8 protein-coding genes are annotated in these 13767 nt (G+C 72.3%); 4 read left to right on the forward strand and 4 right to left on the reverse strand.

Features of this window, described 5'->3' with window-relative positions; genetic code table 11:
• Positions 1 to 112: 112 nt before the first annotated feature.
• Positions 113 to 2278: an alpha-1,4-glucan--maltose-1-phosphate maltosyltransferase gene (locus ACIRPU_RS22955; protein ID WP_403870154.1), complete on the reverse strand. Its 2166-nt coding sequence runs from the start codon at positions 2276 to 2278 to the stop codon at positions 113 to 115.
• 191 nt (positions 2279 to 2469) lie between these two features.
• Complete coding sequence (locus ACIRPU_RS22960; protein WP_403870157.1) at positions 2470 to 3681, reverse strand: S8 family peptidase; 1212 nt, start codon at positions 3679 to 3681, stop codon at positions 2470 to 2472.
• 279 nt (positions 3682 to 3960) lie between these two features.
• Between ACIRPU_RS22960 and ACIRPU_RS22965 the strand changes: the two genes are divergently transcribed.
• From ACIRPU_RS22965 to ACIRPU_RS22980, 4 genes are all read left to right on the forward strand, one after another.
• Complete coding sequence (locus tag ACIRPU_RS22965; protein WP_403870160.1) at positions 3961 to 6585, forward strand: glycosyltransferase family 1 protein; 2625 nt, start codon at positions 3961 to 3963, stop codon at positions 6583 to 6585.
• Between the two features lie 332 nt (positions 6586 to 6917).
• A complete protein-coding gene (locus ACIRPU_RS22970; RefSeq protein ID WP_403870163.1) occupies positions 6918 to 8369 on the forward strand; it encodes a hypothetical protein in 1452 nt (483 codons plus the stop codon).
• A gap of 117 nt (positions 8370 to 8486) precedes the next feature.
• Entirely contained in the window at positions 8487 to 9788 is a 1302-nt protein-coding gene (locus tag ACIRPU_RS22975; RefSeq protein ID WP_403870165.1) for an AAA family ATPase, read from the forward strand.
• Positions 9785 to 11131: a VWA-like domain-containing protein gene (locus ACIRPU_RS22980; protein WP_403870168.1), complete on the forward strand. Its 1347-nt coding sequence runs from the start codon at positions 9785 to 9787 to the stop codon at positions 11129 to 11131. Before ACIRPU_RS22975 ends, ACIRPU_RS22980 begins: the two co-directional genes overlap by 4 nt.
• 283 nt (positions 11132 to 11414) lie before the next feature.
• Here ACIRPU_RS22980 and ACIRPU_RS22985 read toward each other — a convergent pair whose 3' ends face one another.
• Positions 11415 to 11933, reverse strand: a complete 519-nt coding sequence (locus ACIRPU_RS22985) for a DUF1990 domain-containing protein (RefSeq protein ID WP_384120554.1) — start codon at positions 11931 to 11933, stop codon at positions 11415 to 11417.
• Between the two features lie 72 nt (positions 11934 to 12005).
• Positions 12006 to 13670, reverse strand: a complete 1665-nt coding sequence (locus ACIRPU_RS22990; RefSeq protein ID WP_403870171.1) for a M4 family metallopeptidase — start codon at positions 13668 to 13670, stop codon at positions 12006 to 12008.
• Positions 13671 to 13767: the final 97 nt, after the last annotated feature.

Below are 13767 nucleotides of genomic sequence, written 5' to 3' on the forward strand. Positions count from 1 at the left end.
TCCTGGAAGGAGCGGACGAGTACTTCGTAGAACACGGCGCGTTTGAACCACTCGGGGTCGCGGTCCTTGGCGGGAGTGTCCTCGAAGGTGTCCGGAACGGGTTCGTTGACGATCATGGTGTGGGTGACCCTCCGATCTGCGGGTTGGACGGTCGCAGGACGGTGAGTACGTGCGCGGGCCGGGTGCCCGGTTCGAGGCGCACGTAGTTGGCCCTGCCCCAGTGGTACGTCTCGCCGGTGAGCTCGTCGCGCACCGACACCGACTCGTGCCAGTCCAGGCCGAGTTGCGGCATGTCCAACGACACCGTCGCCTCCTGGGTGTGGTGGGGGTCGAGGTTGACGACCACCAGAACCGTGTTCGAACCGCTCTTCTTCGAGCTCCTCTTCGAGTAGGCGATCACCGCTTCCTGGTCGGTGGGATGGAAGTGCAGATCGCGGAGTTGATGCAGGGCCGGGTTCGCCCGCCGGATCTCGTTGAGCCGGGTGAGCAGCGGGGCGATGCTGCGGCCCTCCCGTTCGGCCGCCGCCCAGTCACGGGGCTTGAGCTGGTACTTCTCCGAGTCGAGGTACTCCTCGCCGCCTTCCTTGAGCGCCGAGTTCTCGCAGAGTTCGTAGCCGCTGTAGACGCCCCAGGTCGGCGAGAGGGTGGCGGCCAGGACGGCGCGGATCTCGAAGGCGGGACGGCCGCCGTGCTGGAGGTAGGCGTGCAGGATGTCGGGGGTGTTGGCGAAGAGGTTGGGCCGCATGTAGGAGGCGGCGTCCCCCGAGAGTTCGGTGAGGTACTCCGTCAGTTCCTGTTTGGTGTTGCGCCAGGTGAAGTAGGTGTACGACTGCTGGAAGCCGATCTGGCCGAGGGTGTGCATCATCGCGGGGCGGGTGAAGGCCTCGGCGAGGAAGATCACGTCGGGGTCGGTGCGGTTGACGTCCGCGATGACCCGCTCCCAGAACATCACCGGCTTGGTGTGCGGGTTGTCGACCCGGAAGATCCGCACCCCGTACGACATCCAGTGCCGCAGGACCCGCACGGTCTCGGCGACGAGACCGTCCAGGTCGGCGTCGAAGGCGATCGGATAGATGTCCTGGTACTTCTTCGGCGGGTTCTCGGCGTAGGCGATGGTCCCGTCCGGCCGGTGGTGGAACCACTCGGGGTGCTTGTGCACCCAGGGGTGGTCGGGGGAGCACTGGAGGGCGAAGTCGAGGGCGATCTCCAGACCGAGCTCGCCGGCCCGCTCCACGAACCGGGCGAAGTCCTCGATGGTGCCGAGATCCGGGTGGACGGCGTCGTGGCCGCCCTCCGGCGAACCGATCGCCCAGGGCACCCCGACATCGTCCGGGCCGGGGTCGAGGGTGTTGTTGCGGCCCTTGCGGAAGGTGGTGCCGATGGGGTGGATGGGCGGGAGGTAGACGACGTCGAAGCCCATCGCGGCGATGGCGGGGAGCCTGCGCGCGGCGGTGCGGAACGTGCCGTGCGGGCGCTCCGCGGTCCCCTCGGAACGCGGGAAGAACTCGTACCAGGCGCCGTACAGGGCGCGTTCGCGCTCGACCAGCAGCGGCAACGGCTCCGACGCGGTCACCAGCTCCCGCAGCGGATACCGGCCGAGCACGGCGTCGACCTGCGGGGTCAGTGCCGCCGCCAGCCGGGAGACGGCCGGGCGGCTCTCGTCGCGCAGCGCCTCGGCCGCCGTCAGCACCACGGTGCGGTCGGGGCCCTCCGGCACTCCGGCGGCCGCCCGCTCGTACAGCCGCGCGCCCTCTTCGAGGACCAGCTCGGTGTCCATCCCCGCGGGGATCTTGATGCGGGCGTGGTGCCGCCAGGTGGTGACCGGATCGCTCCAGGCCTCCACGGTGTACGTCCAGTGGCCCGTCGCGTCCGGCGTGACGTCCGCGCCCCAGCGGTCGGTGCCCGGGGCGAGTTCACGCATCGGCGTCCAGGGGCCCGGGTTGCCGTCCGGATCCCGCAGGACGACGTTGGCGGCGACGGCGTCGTGCCCTTCCCGGAACACGGTCGCCGAGACCTCGAACGTCTCACCCGTGACCGCCTTGGCGGGCCGGCGACCTCGCTGGACGAACGGGCGGACGTCCAGGACGGGTATGCGCCCGACGGTGGTGGCGTCGCCGCCCGAGGAGGATCGCTCCGGGGCCGGCGGACCGGGTGCGGGCGTGAGCTCCGGGACGGGCGTGTCCTTCTCGGCCCTGTCGGTGCTCTTGCCGTTCGTGCTGCTCTTGTTGTTCTTGGGGCGAGGCGTCGGGGGTGATGACGGGTGGTGCCTTGCTGGCATGACCGCTCCTGTCCGCATCAACGGGGGGTAGGCGGATGGATGTGGTGGGGAGGGGGTCCTGCGGGGGAGTACCGGAGGAGCCTTCCACCCTATGCGGGTGAGCAATCCGGCACGTTGCTAACTACTCGTGCCTTTGTCAACGCACAAGACCGGCCCCGTTCGCGGGGAACGGAGCCGGCCTCGGAGCCCCGTCAGGTGAACGGTGGGACCTGGAGGAGTTTGTTCGGCGAACCGGTCCCCCGGCCGGAGACCTTGCCGTTCACCGCCCCCGCGACCAGCGCCCGCGCGACCTGGGCGGGCGTGGCTTTCGGATGGTCGGCGAGGTGGAGCGCGGCCGCGCCCGCCACGTGCGGCGCCGCCATCGACGTACCGGAGTACGTCACCCGGCCGGTGTCGCTCGTGTACGAAGCGGAGGTGATGGACACGCCCGGCGCGAACAGGTCGAGGGCCGAACCGTAGTTGCTGAAGCCCGCCCTCGCGTCCCCCCGGTCGGTGGCGCCGACCGTGACGGCCTCCCGCACGTCGGCGGGCGAGTGCAGGGCGGCCGGCTGTCCCACGTTGCCCGCGGCGACGGTGTAGGTGACGCCGGACCGGATGGAGCCGCGGACGGCCGCGTCCAGCGCCGCGTTGTAGCCGCCGCCCAGGCTGAGATTGGCGACCGCCGGCTTGTGCGCGTGCCGGGTGACCCAGTCGATGCCCGCGACGGCCTGCGCGGTGGTGCCCGCACCGGCGTCGTCGAGCACCCGTACCGCGACCACCCTCGCCTTCTTGGCGACGCCGAGCCGCGTGCCCGCCACGGTGCCGGCGACATGCGTGCCGTGGCCGTTGCCGTCGGCGGCGACGCGGTCGCCTCCGACGAAGTCCCAGCCGTAGCTCGCCCGGCCGGCGAAGTCGGCGTGCGTGATCCGGATGCCGGTGTCGATCACGTACACCGTGACCCCGGCGCCCGCCGACTTCGGCCAGTTGTAGCTGTTGTCCAGCGTCCGGCCCGGCTGGTCGACACGGTCCAGCCCCCAGGACGGCGGATTCTTCGCGACCCCGGCCGCGTCCAGGGTCACCCGGGTGTCCTGCACCACCGAGGCCACCCGCGGATCGGCCGCGAGACGCCGGGCCTGTCTCTCGTCGGTCTCGACGGCGAACCCGTTGAGGACCGTGTCGTAGGTCCGGCTGATGGCCGCCCCGTACGAACCGACGAGACTCCGCCCGGCCTTCGACGACGCGTCGGTGTCCCCCTTCAGCGTCACCAGATAGCTTCCGTCGACGGAACCGGGCAGACCGGCGCCGACTATCTTCCCCTCCGGTGCGGCGTGCGCGGGCAGGGTGCCGGCCGAAAGGACCACGGTCGTGACGACCGCGGTCAGGCCCCCCACCCGGCGCAGACGCCGTGTTCGCGTCCGTGCCATGGTTCGAGTTCCCCTCCTCGACTCGGCGCACGACGGCTTCGCCGACTTATCCGACTTCGCCGGGTACGCCACTGGGCAGCCTCTCGTGCGGGGCGAAAGGCCACAAGGTGGCCTACCGGGGCGAATCAGGGTTTCGGCCCGTTGTCGCGAATCGGGCCGAAAAGCGAGGGTCCGCGGGCGGCCAGCCCTCAGCGAGGCCCGCGTCGGCGCCGGTACCTTCGTAGACGACGTGGACGCACACCGCCGTGCGTCTCTTCCTCACGCACGCCGAGGTGGAATGTGAAGGCGATCCGTCGATTCACCGTCCGACCCCTCCTCCCCGACCCTCTCCGGCCACTCAGCGATCTGGCCCGCAACCTGCGCTGGTCCTGGCACGCGGAGACCCGCGACCTCTTCCAGTCCGTCGACCCCGAGCGCTGGGCCGTCTCGGACGGCGATCCGGTGAGACTCCTCGGCGGCGTGCGCCCGGCACGCCTGACCGAACTCGCCGGGGACCGCCGTTTCCTGCGCAGGCTGAGTGCCGCCGCCGACGACCTGCACGACTACGTGACCGGCGACCGCTGGTACCAGGCGCAGCCCACCAGCACAGGGCTGCCCGCCGCCGTCGCCTACTTCTCACCCGAGTTCGGCGTCACGGCCGCGCTGCCCCAGTACTCCGGCGGTCTCGGCATCCTGGCCGGCGACCATCTGAAGGCGGCCAGCGACCTGGGCGTCCCGCTGATCGGCGTGGGGCTGCTCTACCGGCACGGCTACTTCCGTCAGACGCTCTCCCGGGACGGCTGGCAGCAGGAGCACTATCCGGTCCTCGACCCCAACGAACTGCCGGTGACCCTCCTGAAGGAGGACGACGGCACCCCCGCGCAGATCTCCCTCGCCCTCCCCGCCGGCAAACAGCTGCACGCCCGGGTCTGGCTGGCCCAGGTCGGCCGGGTCCCGCTCCTCATGCTCGACTCGGACGTCGAGGAGAACGACCTCGGCGAACGCGGGGTGACCGACCGGCTCTACGGCGGTGGCAGCGAGCACCGGCTGCTCCAGGAGATGCTGCTGGGCATAGGAGGTGTCCGGGCGGTACGCACGTACTGCCGGCTGACCGGCCACGCCCCGCCCGAGGTCTTCCACACCAACGAGGGCCACGCGGGCTTCCTCGGCCTGGAACGGATCGCCGAACTCGCCGACACGGGGCTGGACTTCGACTCCGCCCTGGAAGCCGTCCGGGCCGGCACGGTCTTCACCACCCACACCCCCGTCCCGGCGGGCATCGACCGCTTCGACCGTGAGCTGGTCGCCCGCCACTTCGGCCCGCAGGCCGAACTCCCGCGCATGGACGTCGACCGCATCCTGCGGCTGGGCATGGAGACCTACCCGGGCGGCGAGCCCAACCTCTTCAACATGGCCGTGATGGGCCTGCGGCTGGCACAGCGTGCGAACGGCGTGTCACTGCTGCACGGCCAGGTGAGCAGGGAGATGTTCTCCGGCCTGTGGCCCGGCTTCGACCCGGAAGAGGTGCCGATCACCTCCGTCACCAACGGTGTGCACGCGCCGACCTGGGTGGCCCCGGAGGTCCTGCGCCTCGGCGCCCGCCAGTTCGGCTCCGGGCGTGCCGAGGACGCCCTGAGCGTCGGTGGCTCCGGCCGCTGGGACGCCGTCGCCGACATCCCCGACCAGGACATCTGGGAGCTGCGCCGCGAGCTGCGCGAACAACTGGTGGTGGAGGTGCGGCAGCGGCTGCGCGCCTCCTGGCGCCAACGGGGTGCGGGTACCGCCGAGTTGGGCTGGATCGACGGCGTCCTGGACCCGGACGTCCTCACCATCGGCTTCGCGCGCCGGGTCCCCTCGTACAAGCGCCTGACGCTGATGCTGAGGGACCGCGACCGTCTGATGGACCTGCTGCTGCACGCGGAGCGGCCGATCCAGATCGTCGTCGCGGGAAAGGCGCACCCGGCGGACGACGGCGGGAAACGGCTGGTCCAGGAACTGGTCCGGTTCGCCGACGACCCGCGCGTGCGGCACCGTCTCGTCTTCCTGCCCGACTACGGCATGGCGATGGCGCAGAAGCTCTACCCCGGCTGTGACATCTGGCTGAACAACCCGCTCCGCCCCCTGGAGGCCTGCGGCACGTCCGGCATGAAGGCCGCGCTCAACGGCTGTCTGAACCTCTCCGTGCTGGACGGCTGGTGGGACGAGTGGTTCCAGCCCGACTTCGGCTGGGCGATCCCCACCGCCGACGGCGCCGGCACCGACCCCGACCACCGCGACGACATCGAGGCGGCGGCCCTCTACGACCTGCTCGAACAGCGCATCACCCCCCGCTTCTACGAACGCGGCCAGGCGGGCCTGCCCGACCGCTGGATCGAGATGGTCCGCCAGACCCTCACCCTGCTCGGCCCGAAGGTGCTGGCGGGACGCATGGTCCGCGAGTACGTCGAACGGCTCTACACGCCGGCCGCCCACGCGCACCGGACGATGGGCCCCGACACCGCGCGCGAACTCGCCCTCTGGAAACAGCGGGTGCGTTCGTCCTGGCACGCGGTGCAGGTGGACCATGTCGAGACGTCGGTGGCCACCACCAGCGCCGAGCTCGGCACGACCCTCGCACTGCGGGTCCGCGTCGGCCTCGGCGACCTCGCCCCCGACGACGTCGAGGTGCAGGCCGTCTCGGGCCGCGTCGACGAGCAGGACCGCATCACGGACGCGACGACGGTCCCGCTGAAACCGTCCGGCGGTCCGGACCTGGAGGGCCGCTGGCTCTACGAGGGCCCCCTGTCCCTGGACCGCACGGGTCCGTACGGCTACACGGTCCGCATCCTCCCGTCCCACCGACTCCTCGCCTCCGGAGCGGAGTTGGGCCTGGTGGAGGTGCCGTCCGAGGAGGCGGTCGAGGGGGCGGGGGTCGTGCTGCGGTAGCGCGTCCGCCGGGGGCGCCGACAAGAAATCGTCGGCGCCCCTCGTCCGACGAGCACGAACGGCGCCGCTTTTGAGAAGGGCCCGATCGGCAACTCCGCCTGCGAGGTCCACGACGGCTGTCCGCACCCCGGGTTCTCGACGGCCGAGCCCACCGGCGCGTCTCCGACCGGGCCGACGACGGACCCGTACGACCGCAGCAAGAGCCTCGACGACGATCGTGATCGTCCCGCGATAACCGTTGGGCAGATCGGTGTCGGAGGGTTATGCTCCCCGGCGATGACTACTTCTTCTGTAGACAGATCGGGGGCCCCGTCCGCTCTAGGTGAGTGCTGATGCTCACTCAGATCGCGAACGAGGATTCCCGACTTTCCTTCTGGCTGCGCGTGCGCGAGTTCGCCGTGCCGGCCTCCATGATCGAGACTGCGACCGCCCGCCGCCATGCGGGGGACTGGGCCGGGGCTTGTGCCGCCGCAGGCATCGACGTCGATCTCGACCTTCGTGCCGTGGCGCGGACGTACGGTCGTGCATTCGTTTCCCGGCTCCGGGCCGACCTCCGTCACCTGGCTCCTGACCTGCTGCGTTGGCATCTGCCGAGGGTCGCCCCCGACGGGTTGCTGCGGCCGGGGGTGACCCTCTCCCTCGCCCGGTACGACGGTGACGGTGAGGTCGCCGTCGGCGGCGCCGGGCGGGACGACACCCGGTGGCCCGTGCACCTGGTGGTGCGGACTCCGCCCGCCTGGGCGGATTCCGGGCAGCGGTTCAGCCTCGCGCTGTGGGACGCGTCCGGCTCGGTGGCGGGGGACCGCCACCATCCGCATCCGCGTCCCGACCGGCGGTTCCGCCTCGACCTGCACCGCCATCTGTGGGATGCGCGCAGAACGGGTGAGCTGCGGGTCCGGTGCGGAGCCGATCGGCCGCCGCCGGGGGACGACCCGCCCCCACCGGATCCGTTCGGGCCCGGCGTGGAACTGCCCGGGCCCGGCTGCGCCGTGGACCGGTGGGCGGCCGAGGCGCAGATCGTGCTCCGGGCGGAGGGGCGGACCACCGGTTCCGTCCTCGTGCGCTTCGGGTCCGGGCGGCGACTGGTCCTGGATCCGGCCGGCGGCCGGGACGCGCGGCCCGTTCTGCGCGGTGCGACAGGCTGTGTCTCCGCGCTGCCGGTACTGCCCGACGCGGCGACCTGGGTGCTGCCCGACCTGGAGTTGCTCCGTACGGGAGCGATCGAGGCCGGGCGACTGCATCCGCTGGTGGCCTCGGCGCTCGTACCGGAGCACGTCGAACCGGAGCACGTCGTACCGGAGTACCTCGGAACGGAGTACGCGGCGTCCGGTCCGGGTCGGCTTCCCGACCGGGCGGGACGGGCCCGGCTCGTGGAGTGCCGGGGAGCGACGCACCGGATCGGCCTGGTCGACGGGGTGCTGGCCGCGCTGGACCACGACCCGGCCGAGATCCGGCGCGAGGAGCTGCTGGCCGCGCTGACCGGCACTCCGCTGCCCTGTCTCCAGGCGATCGACCGGGCACACCGGCGTCCGGACTGTCTCGTCGGCGTGCGCGAACGCCTGGTCCACGGTGATGTCGCCGGTGCGCTCGCCGTCGTGGAGGGGCTGCTGGGCCCCGAGGCGGTCCTGCGCGACGGCGCTCTGCGGGACGAACTCGAGGCGGCCGCGCAACGGCGGATCACCTACGGGTTGTTCAGGGCCGGCCTGATCGGACCCGGGCCCGGCCAGGATCGCCGCCGTCCCGGCCATATCCGCGCGCACCCACGCCACGGCGCCCGTCGCTGACCCCTCTGCTCGGCCCACGAACTTCCCCCGAACTTCCCCCGAGCTTCCCCCGAATTTCCCACGAACTTCCTGCGACCCCAAAGGTGATCACCCCTGCCCACTTCCATGCCCACACCCATGCCCAAGCGTACCCATTTCGCCCCTTCGGCCCCTTCTGTCCCGGCCTCTTTCGTCCCGGCCCCGTCAGTCCCGGTCAGCGCCTCCCAACTCGACGTGGCCGGGGAGCTGTTGGCCCTGTTGCGGGACTCCACCACCGAACCGCGCCCCGACAGCCAGCTGGAGGCCCTGACGCTGGCCGTGGCCGCCGACCTCCCCGTGCTGCTGTGGGGTGAGCCGGGAATCGGCAAGACCGCCGCGTTGACCCAGCTCGCGGAGGCGCTGGACCTGCCGCTGACCACGGTGATCGCCAGCGTGCACGAGCCGTCCGACTTCTCCGGGCTGCCCGTCGTCGGGGACGATCCGGCGGAACAGGGCGTCCCGATGGCTCCGCCGGACTGGGCGGTGCGCCTGGTGCGGGCCGGCCGGGGGCTGCTGTTCCTCGACGAGCTGTCCACCGCGCCGCCGGCCGTGCAGGCCGCCCTGCTCCGCCTCGTCCTGGAGCGCCGGATCGGCGCGCTGACGCTGCCGCCCGGGGTGCGGATCGTGGCCGCCGCCAACCCGCGGGGCTCGGCCGCCGACGGCTGGGAACTGAGCCCGCCGCTGGCCAACCGGTTCGTCCACCTCCAGTGGACGCACGACCACGAGGTCGTCGTCCGCGGACTCGGCGGGACCTGGCCCCGGGCGACCCTGCCCCGGCTCGACCCGGCGAAGCTGCCGGAGGCCGTGGACTTCGCGCGTCGCGCGGTGTGCGGACTGCTCACCGCCCGCCCCACGCTCGTGCACCGGCTGCCCAGCAGCGAAGCGCGCCGGGGCGGCGCCTGGCCGTCGCCGCGCAGCTGGGACATGACGCTGAGCCTGATCGCCTTCGCGACCGCGGCCGGCTCCTCCCGTGACGTACTCTCCCTGCTGGTCAGGGGCACGGTCGGTGACGGCCCGGGGCTGGAACTGCTGGCCGGCCTGGACCGGATGGACCTCCCCGACCCCGAGACGCTGCTCGCCGACCCGGCGGGCGCCGACCTGCCCGAGCGGGGCGATCTGCGCCAGGCCGTGCTGGACGGTGTCGTGGCGGCGGTCCGCGCCCGCGCCGACCGGTCCCGCTGGGACGCGGCATGGGCGCTCCTCGTACGGGCGTTGGAGACCGGCGCCCCGGATCTGGTGGTCGTCCCCGCGACGACGCTCGCCTCGCTGCGCCAGGAGGACTGGGACGTACCGGCGTCGATCGAGAAGCTGGCCGGAGTGGTGACCCTGTCCCGGCGGGCGGACCAGGCGGCGGGTCGCGCGGCGGCGCGGACCGCTGACGCCGCGAAGGCGGGCCGATGAGCCCCGACGAGCCGCGCGGCGCCACCGGCACGCCGCTACCAGGGTCTCGGTCCAGGTCTCTGCCCAGGTCTCTGCCAGGGTCTCTGCCCAGGCCTCGGCCCAGGTCTGCGCACCCGGAGGAGCCGAGGCCGCTGGACCTCGACAAGCTCTTCGCCGCCCGGCTGCAAGCCGCCCGGGCCCGGCCCTACCTGGCGACGGCCCTGTTCGCCCTGCACCCGGTGGAGTCGCGGTGGGTGCCGACGATGGCCGTGGACCGGCACTGGCGGTGCTACGTCTCACCGGCCTTCGTGGACCGTATGCCGGTGGAGGAGCTGGCCGGGGTGTGGGTGCACGAGGTGTCGCACCTGCTGCGCGACCACCATGGGCGCAGTGAACGGGTCGCCCGGGAGCGGGGGCTGACCGGCCCCGGCGAACAGCTGCGGATGAACATCGCCGCCGACTGCGAGATCAACGACGACGCGTTCGGGGACGGGCTGGCCCAGCCCGAGGGGGCCGTCACGCCGGGCTCCCTCGGGCTGCGGCCGGGCGAGCTGATGGAGGACTACCTGCGCCAGTTCCGGCTCGGACCGCACACCCAGAACCTGGTCTGGCTGGACTGCGGCAGCGGCGCCGACGGACGGGAACGGGAGTGGGACCTCGGCCCGGACGGCGCGCACGGCCTGAGCGAACAGGAACGGGACGCCGTCCGCTTCCGGGTGGCACAGGGCATCGCCGGCCGCCGGGGGACCGCCCCGGCCGGGTGGCAGCGGTGGGCGGAGGAAGCCTTCCATCCGCCGCAGCCGTGGCGGGAGTTGCTGGGCGCGGCGGTCCGCTCGGCGGCCTCGGCCCCGGGCGCGGGCGAGGACTACTCCTACGGCCGTCCGTCCCGCCGCTCGGCGAGCGTCCCGGGCGCGGTCCTGCCGAGCCTGCGCCGCAGACCGCCCCGGGTGAGCGTGGTCATCGACACCTCCGGATCGGTCAGCGACGCCGAGCTGGGCAGCGCGATCCTGGAGGTCACCGCGATCTCCCGGGCCGTGGGCGGCCGGCGCGACCTGGTCACCGTGGTGCCGTGCGACGCGGACGCCCGGCTCGTGCACCCGCTGTGCCGGGGCGAGGGCATTCCCCTGCTGGGCGGGGGCGGTACGGATCTGCGCGCGGGCTTCACCAAGGCGCTCCGCGCGCGGCCCGGCCCCGACGTCATCGTCGCCCTGACCGACGGTCAGACCCCTTGGCCGAGCACCCGCCCACCGTGCCGGACGGTGGTGGGCCTGTTCCCGCGCGGGTCGGCTTCGTACGACGAGGAAGACCCCGACTACGTGCCGGATTCGCCGCCCGCGTGGGCCCGGGTGGTGGAGATCGGATGACCGGGCGAGGGCGTTCCGTGGTGAATGTCGTGCCGGCCGGTCTGTGCGTGGTGGGGTGTTCGGCCGCCGGGGGTACCAGCGCCGAGGAGCCGGAGGGGGAGGGCGTTCGTCCGCGAGCTCGGTGTCCGCGTCGGTGAGTCCGTCGAGCGGTGCCGCGTCACCGAGCCCGGCTCCGAGCCGCTCGGTGAGCGCGGCGGCCACGCGGTCACCGTCGAAGACCTCGGCTGCGCGGTCGACGAAGGGCTCGTCGGTCGGTGGGCGTGGTGTCCCGTGTCCGAGGGGGTTACGACTCGTCGCCCCCGCTCAGCCCCCGCAGCACCACCCCGCACCGGCGTGCGTAGGCCTGTTGCAGGCCTCGGGTCGCCGGGCCGGCGGCCCTCGCGTACCACTTCGCGCCGCGGCTGAAGGCGGAGACCGTCAGCCAGACCGTGCCGTCTCCCGTGCGGTCGACGACGAAGGACTCCTCGCCGCATTCGGGGTGGCCCGGGAGGGTGCCGTACGCCCAGCCGGCCCGCCGGTGTTCGTCCACCGTCCAGACCACTCGGCAGGGGGCTTTTATGAGGCCGGCCAGGGTGACCGTGACCTCGACGTCGGGGGCCGCCCGTTCCGCGGTCGTGTCCATACCCACACCGAGGGTGCGGTGCATCTCCCAGGTCAGGACCGCTTCGGCGGCCCGGCGGAAGACCTCGTGGCCCTCGCCGAGACGGGTGCGGACGTGCAGGGAGTGGAAGCCGGGAGGGCAGTGGCCGGGGCGGTCGCGGGTCGCGCCGACGTCGTCGTACGTGAAGTCCTTCGAAGACATGGGAGCCAAGAGTAAGGCGGTACCCGGGGATGCCTTCGTCCCGGGTACCGCCTCACGTCGACTGCCTGTGGATCAGGCGACGTTGACGGCGGTCCAGGCCGCCGCGACCGCCTTGTACTCGGTGCTGGTCGAGCCGTACAGCGCCGACGCCGCGCTCAGGGTCGCCGTGCGGGCGCCCGCGTAGGTGGTCGTCGAGGTCATGTAGGTCGTCAGCGCCTTGTACCAGATCTGGACGGCCTTGGCGCGCCCGATACCGGTGAGGGTGGAGCTGTTGTACGTCGGGGAGTTGTAGGCCACCCCGTTGATGGTCCGGCTGCCGCTGCCCTCGCTCAGCAGGAAGAAGAAGTGGTTCGCCGGGCCGGACGAGTAGTGCACGTCCAGGTTCTTCAGCGAGGACGACCAGTAGTTGGCCGAGCCGCCGTCCTTGCTCGGCTGGTCCATGTAGCGCAGCGGGGTGCCGTCGCCGTTGATGTTGATCTTCTCGCCGATGAGGTAGTCGCCGACGTCGGAGGTGTTCGCCGCGTAGAACTCGACGGCGGTGCCGAAGATGTCGGAGGTCGCCTCGTTGAGGCCGCCGGACTCGCCCGAGTAGTTCAGGCCCGCCGTGTTCGAGGTGACGCCGTGGGTCATCTCGTGGCCGGCCACGTCCAGCGAGGTCAGCGGGTGGGTGTTGCCCGAGCCGTCGCCGTACGTCATGCAGAAGCAGCTGTCGTCCCAGAAGGCGTTGACGTAGGCGCTTCCGTAGTGGACGCGGGAGTACGCGGCGACGCCGTTGTTCTTGATGCCGCTGCGGCCGAACGTCGCCTTGTAGAAGTCCCAGGTCGCCTGCGCGCCGTAGGCGGCGTCGACGGCGGCCGTCTGGTCCGTGGTCGAGCTGGAGGCGGCGCCGGTGCCCCACGTGTCGTCCGCGTCGGTGAACAGGGTGCCCGCGGAGGTGGTCGTGGTGTGCGACTTGTTGTACGTCTTGTGGCCGCCGCGGGTGCCGTCGGTCAGGCTGTACGTCGAGCCCGAGAGGGTCGTGCCGAGGGTCACCGTGCCCGAGTAGAGGCTCTTGCCGGTGCCGGTCTCGATGCCCTGGTACTCGTACAGCTTCTTGCCGGTGGCCGCGTCGGTGATGACGTGCAGCTCGTTCGGGGTGCCGTCCTCCTGGAGACCGCCGACGACCGTCTCGTAGGCGAGGACCGGCTTGCTGCCGTTGCCGGCCCAGATCACCTTGCGGGGCGCGTCGCTGGCCGTGGTGCTGGCGGAGCCGGCGTCCTTGGCGAGGGTCAGGGCCTGCTTCTCGGCCTTGGCGGCGGTGACGACGGGGGTGAGCGAGGCGACCTTGATGGTGGTGTTCGTCGCCTTGGTGACGCCCTTGTTCGCGCCGGCGGCCGACTCGTGGACGACCAGGTCGCCGCCGAGGACCGGCAGACCCGCGTAGGTCCGCTCGTAGCGCGTGTGGACCGTACCGTCGGCGTCCTTGACGACGTCGCGCACGACCAGCTTCTCCTGGACGCCCAGGCCTATCTCCTGCGCGGTCGCGGGCGCGTCGGCCTGCTTGTCCTGGATCAGGGCGGTGCGGGCGGCCGGGGCCAGCGCGGTGGGCACGGCGAGGGGGGTCGCGCCGGCGGCGTCCGCCGGCGCCTGGGCGGCGGCGGTACCGGCGGTGAGGCCGGTGGTGACCAGGGCCCCGGCCGCGACGGCGGTGGCGATGGCCAGGGAGGTGCGCTTGTGACGCGCGTAGAGGGAGGTCACACAAGCTCCTTGGGTGTGGGGGTGCCCGGGCAGCGTGGGGTGGCTGCCCGTGACTGCTGTGAAGTTGTGCGGCGGGTGACAGGAAGACTGGCATCAA

It is taken from the genome of Streptomyces sp. NPDC102259 (genome assembly GCF_044766465.1).
Lineage (GTDB): Bacteria > Actinomycetota > Actinomycetes > Streptomycetales > Streptomycetaceae > Streptomyces.

What these genes read in the sequence shown, in the direction of transcription:
- ACIRPU_RS22985 (WP_384120554.1), bottom strand. Translation starts at nt 11,933, where the DNA reads ATGTCTTCGAAGGACTTCACGTACGACGACGTCGGCGCGACCCGCGAC.
- ACIRPU_RS22955 (WP_403870154.1), bottom strand. Translation starts at nt 2,278, where the DNA reads ATGCCAGCAAGGCACCACCCGTCATCACCCCCGACGCCTCGCCCCAAG.
- ACIRPU_RS22975 (WP_403870165.1), top strand. Translation starts at nt 8,487, where the DNA reads ATGCCCAAGCGTACCCATTTCGCCCCTTCGGCCCCTTCTGTCCCGGCC.
- ACIRPU_RS22960 (WP_403870157.1), bottom strand. Translation starts at nt 3,681, where the DNA reads ATGGCACGGACGCGAACACGGCGTCTGCGCCGGGTGGGGGGCCTGACC.
- ACIRPU_RS22970 (WP_403870163.1), top strand. Translation starts at nt 6,918, where the DNA reads ATGCTCACTCAGATCGCGAACGAGGATTCCCGACTTTCCTTCTGGCTG.
- ACIRPU_RS22980 (WP_403870168.1), top strand. Translation starts at nt 9,785, where the DNA reads ATGAGCCCCGACGAGCCGCGCGGCGCCACCGGCACGCCGCTACCAGGG.